This window comes from Jeongeupia chitinilytica, from assembly GCF_014652315.1.
Taxonomy (GTDB): domain Bacteria; phylum Pseudomonadota; class Gammaproteobacteria; order Burkholderiales; family Chitinibacteraceae; genus Jeongeupia; species Jeongeupia chitinilytica.
In genome coordinates this window covers 1-1,439 of the sequence record NZ_BMYO01000020.1, presented here as the reverse complement: position 1 = coordinate 1,439, position 1,439 = coordinate 1, and the positions used below count along the sequence as shown (strand labels likewise).

Genomic DNA, 1,439 nt, shown 5'->3' with positions numbered 1-1,439 from the left:
CCCTTGCCGTCGGAACGCGGGTGGATCAGGAAGCCCTGGTTGAGCTGGGTCTTGCCGTGCTCGGACGAGAGCTTGGTACGGACTTCGCCCTGGGTATCGTCGAACAGCAGTTCGCCGTACTGACCACCGCCGTGCTCCTTGGTCTTGATCCCGGAGAGGGTCTTGTTGGCCGGCAGGCTGCCGGCGCCGCTGAAGGCCGGGACCGGGTGGCTGCCGTTGTAGACGACGCCGGTGACCAGCGGCCGGTCGATGTCGCCTTCGAGGAAGTCGACCAGCACTTCCTGACCGACGCGGGGGATGAACTGGTGGCCCCAGCCGGCGCCGGCCGAGGGCATGGCGACGCGCAGCCAGCAGGACGACTTGTCGTCGAGGCTGGCGCCGTATTCGGGGTGTTCCTGTGCCCGCTGCCAGTGGAACTGCACCTTGATGCGGCCGAGTTCGTCGGTGTGGACCTCGCCATCACCGGGGCCGACCACGGTGGCGGTCTGCACGCCACGGCTGGTCGGTTTGCCGTGCGGTTGATAGTCCGGCGTCAGCGGAATGCCGCGGCGCTGGGCGTCGAAGTCGGTGCGGAACGGGGCGTCGTTGGCCGCCTGGCCGGTTGGGGTCGTGGCTGCCGGGCTGCCCAGTACGGCTTTGGACAGCTGACTCACCAGATCGCCGGGCAGGTTGTTGCGCGCCTGTACCCGTTGCCGGGTGACGGTGAATTGCCGGTCTTCCGGGGCGTCGAAGTCGTGCGCCGGGTGGTTGTCGAGCTGGAACCATTCACCGACGTTGAACTGCCGCACCGTGCCTTCGCCGCTGAACTGCTTGCTGGCCCGGTCGTTGGCCTGCTGGCGCAGCTGGGCGTAGCGGCCGAGGTCTTCGCCGTCGCTGCCGTAATACAGCGTTTGCGGGTCGTAGTCTTCGAGGCTCTGGCTGGCCTGACGGCCACCGTCGCCGTGGTCGATCGCACTCTCGTCGTCCGCCGTCAGCGTGCTGACCGGCTTGTAATCGAAGCTGGCCAGGCTGACCTTGCTGGTGCCGAGCTGGCGCTTCGAGTCCCAGCCGGTGATCGTGTCGTCGGTTTCGGTCGCGTCGGCGCGATGGAAACGCACCCTGGCTTGTGCCGCGGCATCGAGCTGGTACGGATCGTCGAAACCGATCAGCGTCGTCACCGGGGTTTCACCGCCGGCAAAACCGAAGCGGTAGGCAATGCCTTCCTCGGCCAGCAGGCGCTGGACGAAGTCGAGATCGGATTCGCGGTACTGCAGACAGTAGGAGCGGGCCGGGTACGTCTTGGCCAGATCGAACTGCAGCGCGAAGCTCGCAGCCAGCAACGGATTGCGTTCCTGGTGTTCGGCGACGACCGCCTTGACGATGTCAGGGACGCTCAGGTCCTGGAACACCCGGCTGGTCTTGCGGTGCCGCAGCAGCGCCAGCGGCGGTTCGATCGTCAG

General features: G+C 67.0%; 1 protein-coding gene. It reads right to left on the bottom strand.

The features are described from left to right. Positions 1-1,439: type VI secretion system Vgr family protein (locus IE097_RS19170; protein WP_189462498.1), on the bottom strand; the 1,439-nt coding region annotated here is incomplete at both ends.